Origin of the sequence: Aquabacterium sp. A7-Y, assembly GCF_026153205.1 — a bacterium.
Lineage (GTDB): Bacteria > Pseudomonadota > Gammaproteobacteria > Burkholderiales > Burkholderiaceae_C > Caldimonas.
The window spans coordinates 1-4,627 of sequence record NZ_JAPFBW010000073.1; the positions used below are offsets into that span (position 1 = coordinate 1).

Genomic DNA, 4,627 nt, shown 5'->3' on the forward strand with positions numbered 1-4,627 from the left:
CATGATGGACACGCGCACGTCGATGGCACGGCCCTGCACCTGCACCTGCAGCCGGCCGTCCTGCGGCACACGGCGCTCGGCGATGTCGAGCTCGGACATCACCTTGATGCGCGAGATCGCCTGCTCCGCCGTCTGCGGCTCCGGCACCTCCCGGATCGCGCGCAGCACGCCGTCAAGGCGGAACTTGACGACCAAGCCCGCCGGGGTGGTTTCGAGGTGGATGTCGCTGGCACCGGTCTTAAGCGCGTCGTAGAGCGTGGCGTTGATGAGCCGAACCACCGGGCTTGCGGCGGACTCGAGGCTTTCGGCGGAAATGTCCTCCAACGAGCGCTGACCGGACGGATCCTGGCGTTCGCTCTCTCCTCGTTGGGTCTCGCTGATCGACAGCGAGACCGCCACGTCCTCGAAGCGACCCAGCCAGTCCGTCAGTTGGTCGAGTGACACCAGGGCCTCGGGCAGCAGCGAGCCGAGCGACTGGACGTGTTGCACAGCGTCCACCGCGTAAGGGTCACTCACCAGCAGGCAAGGCCCGTCGGGCCCGAGCGCCGCGGCCATGCCGAGCCGCCGGGCATCGGAGTAGCGCAGCCGGGCGAAGTCGGGCTGCCACTGGTTGCCCAATTCCTTTACCCACAACATTGCGAGCACCTTCGCTGCCACGGGTCCGAAGCCAGGCTGTGCCGAGAAAAGCAGCTGCAGCTCCCCGGCGGTGCTGCGCCCGCTCTCCAGGGCGCACCGACGCAAACCCGCCAACAGACCGGCGACCTGGCGCTGTGTCTCGTCCATGCCGCTCACCGGATAACGCTCGCCAGCTCGAAGACGGGCAGGTACATGACGATGACCACAAAGCCGATCCCAACGCCCATGAGCGCCATGATCGTTGGCTCGAGCGCGCGCATGAAACGCTCGATGGCCCGCGCCGTCTCGCCCTCGTGGAAGGCTGCCACCTTGGTCATCATGGCGCCTAGCTCGCCGCTCCGTTCACCGACCAGTAGCAGTTGCTGCGCCACTGGCGAGGACAGGCCCGCGGCTTCCAGCGCGGCAGAAGGACTGACGCCACTGCGGATCGCCTCCAAAGCCTGTTCCGCGGCGTGATGCAATGACGCCGGCAGCAGGCGCGAAGCCATCTGGAGCGACCGAGGAAAGGCGATCCCCCCGTCGAGCAGCATGCCCGCCGTCCGGTACAGCCGCGACAGGTAGATCAGCTGCACGTAGTAACCAACATGGCGCTGGCGCAACAAGCGCGCGAAAACCCGCCCGCGCACGCTCGGCGACGCTGCCGCAGCGACGGTCCCGCCCGCCACGGCGCCGATGGCCAGCAGCAAAGCCGTGCCATGAGCCTTGACCAACTCACCCCAGCGCAACATCAAGGTCGCCGCCCACGGCAGCTCACCCTGCATGCTGGCGAACACGGCGCTGAAGCGCGGCACCACCCAGATCAACAGGAAGGCCATGACGAGCCCGCCGACGACCAGCAGCACCGCGGGGTAGATGCTGGTGGTGACGATGCGCTGTTTCACCGACTTCGACTGCAGTGCGTGCTGCAGGTACCGCTCCAGTGCCTGCGGCAGGTCGGAGGTTTCCTCGGCGGCGCGGACCAAGGCGACCAGGAGATCGTCGAAAGAGCCGGTGGACTCGAGCGCGCTCGCCAAGGTCTGCCCCTGCTCGAGCTTCAGCAGCACGTCCTGGAGCAGCGGCGCCGATGCACCGCGAGCTTGTTTCACCAAACCACGGAGAGCCTCGACCGGACCGATGCCGGCTTTGAGCAAGGTGCTCAACTGGTCCGCAAACAGATCGCTCGCGATTCGAGGGCGACCCACTGACCTGCGCATCGCGCGTCCGACTTCGTTCGTTGGCGCGGTCCTCGCCGGCCGCGAAGAACTTGCGACCTCCAGCACTCGCCAGCCCTGCGCCTGCGCAGCACTCACAGCGTTGGCGCGCGACGTCGCCTTCAAGGTGACGGCCATTGGCGCACCTTGCCCGCGCAGGCACCAGAGCAAAAAGGTTTCCATGGAAGGCGGGCCCCGGCAGCACTCAGTGCCAGGACCGCAGGTCCGCGTTCTCTGCGTCCCCGCCGGGTCGGCCATCGCGGCCGTAGCTGATGACCTCGTAATCGCGGCCCTGCTCCCCCGGGGAACGGTAGACGTAAGCATGTCCCCACGGGTCCGGCGGGACGCTGTTCTGCAGGTAGGGGCCTTGCCACTTGGCGGAGCCCTCGGGCTTTTGGGTCAACGCGGTGAGGCCCTGCGCGGTGGCTGGGTACTGCCCGACATCGAGACGGTAAGCATCGAGCGCCTTTCTGAAGGCATCAATCTGGGCCTGCCCCACCTTGACCTCCGACTTGCCGACCTGGCCGAAAAAGCGCGGACCGACGTAAGACATCAAGACGCCGATGATGGCGATGACGACCAGCAACTCGAGGAGGGTGAATCCGGCCTGCGCCGCGCGCACGACCGCGGCCCGCCGCAAGGCGGTGTGCTGACCCATGTGAGACCCCCCTACCAGTAGAACGAATGGCGCCGGCTACGTTTGAGCGCTTTTCTGTGTAAGCAGCCGGTAACGGCCGGGATCGTAGTGAGGATGGGGAAAGTTGTCAAAGAAGCCAGAGCGCGAAAGGGCGGTATTTGAAGAGCCCCCCGATTTCGGGGGGCAGTTCGGCGATACGTCACGCAGTTTTGCTTTATGTTGAGCGGGCCGTAAGGGCTACCGCGGTAGACTTTTCCACCGACCTTTACCAGCATCTACAGAACGTGAGAAGCGCAACTCTTCGTTCATAGGGCGCTGAACATTGTTCATTGTGCTGCCCGCCGGGCGCCTCTTATTACGCGTCCTTGGCAGACGGTTCTGCACCGAAGACAACGAAGTGCGGGGGACCTGAAAACCTCTGCATCCGGCCAGCCACATGCTATTGGTCGAACCGTTCCCCCTTGGCGTCCATTTAGCGGTGCAGGGGCAACGGGAGACGGCCAGATCTGTTTGGTCCCGGAGAGTCATGGTGAACTTCTAACGGTCCAGCAGGAGGACTGCGTTGCAGGAAGCGTTCATGCTTCAGCTTGCACAACGTCGAGAGTCGAGCCGGACTGCAGCGTCGCAAGAGACGACCCGCGCCCTGGCCGACCGCTACGGCTTGAATGGGAGGCCGGTGTCGAAGTGGCGCCGCCGCACCACCACGGCCGACGCGCCGATGCGCCCCAAGCGGCCGTGCAGCGTCAAGCTCAATGACGCCGAGGAGGCAGCCGTGGTCGAGCTGCGACGACACACGACATCCTCGGCTCCTCGTATGGACAGGGAGCGGTGGAGATCTTGATGACTCGCCTCCTCGGAACCCAAGCCGTGTAAAGGTCGGCGTGGCAGAAGCCACTGCCCGCGAGAGAGAGCGAAATCGCATCCATCGGCGTGTTTACCGGCGATTGCAATGTACCCAGCGCGCTAGTACTACAGTCGTACTTGAATTTATCTCGGTAGCGCCGATAGTCGGCAAATGACCTGACTCGACAGAGGGCGCCATGGAAGCGACCGAAGTTCAGGCAGTACCGCCGCAAGTGCAGCACGAGGTGGCGCGGTGGGAGGCTCACTTGCAGCAGGTGAGCGAGGCGATCGGTGCGCGATTCGCGCGCTCGGAAGCGCGCACGCATGCAGCGGCCTATTTGCGCGGGCTGCTGGGGCCGGTGCAGCGCAAGAACGGGTGGCAACTGGCGGAGGCGGCCGGCGACGCCACGCCGGGGGCCATACAGCACTTGCTGAGTCGCTCGGTGTGGGATGCCGACGCGGTGCGAGATGATCTGTGCGACTACGTAGTGAAGCACCTGGGGCAACGCCAGGCGGTGCTGGTGGTCGACGAAACGGGCTTTCTCAAGAAGGGGCGGCACTCTGCAGGCGTGCAGCGTCAGTACAGCGGCACGGCCGGGCGCATCGAGAACTGCCAGATCGGCGTATTCCTGGCCTATGTGAGCGAGCAGGGTCATGCCTTTATCGACCGCGAGCTTTACCTTCCCAAGAGCTGGACCGACGATCCTGATCGCTGCCGCAAGGCAGGGGTGCCACCCGAGCGGGCGTTCGCCGCGAAGCCGCAGATCGCACAGCGCATGCTGCAGCGCGCCTTGCAAGCAGGGCTACCTTTTGGGTGGGTAGCCGGCGACGAGGTCTACGGCAATGACCGCAGCCTGCGCGTGTGGCTGGAGCAGAACCAGCGCCCTTATGTCATGGCGATTGCCTCCAATAGTTATGTGATGCGCGAGAGCACGCGCAACCAACATGCGGCGACTGCCTCGCAGGACATCCGGGCATCGCAGTGGCGGCGCCTGTCGGCCGGCGACGGCGCCAAGGGCCCCCGTCTGTACGACTGGGCGTGGCTGCCCCTGCTCAGCTGGGGGACCACCATGCAGCGTGGGCTGCTGGTACGCCGCAGCCTGGGTGAGGCGGCTGAACTCGCCTACTACGCCGTCTACGCCCCCTTCCATACCCCGCTGCAGGTCTTGGCGCACGTGGCCGGCAGACGCTGGGCCATCGAAGAGTCGTTCGAGAACAGCAAGCAACTCGTTGGCCTCGACCAGTACGAGGTGCGCAGTTGGACCGGCTGGTATCGGCACATCACATTGGCCCTGTTGGCCCATGCCTGCCTGAGCGTCTT

At 65.3% G+C, this 4,627-nt stretch carries 4 protein-coding genes; 1 reads left to right on the forward strand and 3 read right to left on the reverse strand.

Annotation, left to right across the window (positions count from 1 at the left end; all coding sequences use genetic code 11):
• The 3 genes from OOT46_RS30495 to gspG form a co-directional block, all read right to left on the reverse strand.
• Window positions 1-636 (reverse strand): ATPase, T2SS/T4P/T4SS family (locus OOT46_RS30495; protein ID WP_265407386.1); only part of this gene is annotated, 636 nt, incomplete at its 3' end.
• Between the two features lie 152 nt (window positions 637-788).
• The gene (locus tag OOT46_RS30500; RefSeq protein WP_265407387.1) at window positions 789-2,009 is read right to left on the reverse strand and encodes a type II secretion system F family protein; all 1,221 of its coding nucleotides are present in this window, start codon (window positions 2,007-2,009) and stop codon (window positions 789-791) included.
• A 22-nt stretch (window positions 2,010-2,031) separates the two neighbouring features.
• On the reverse strand, window positions 2,032-2,484 hold the full coding sequence (gene gspG / locus OOT46_RS30505; RefSeq protein ID WP_265407388.1) for a type II secretion system major pseudopilin GspG: 453 nt from the start codon (window positions 2,482-2,484) through the stop codon (window positions 2,032-2,034).
• A gap of 1,019 nt (window positions 2,485-3,503) precedes the next feature.
• Here gspG and OOT46_RS30510 point away from each other — a divergent pair.
• Window positions 3,504-4,627: IS701 family transposase (locus OOT46_RS30510; protein ID WP_265407389.1), on the forward strand; the 1,124-nt coding region annotated here is incomplete at its 3' end.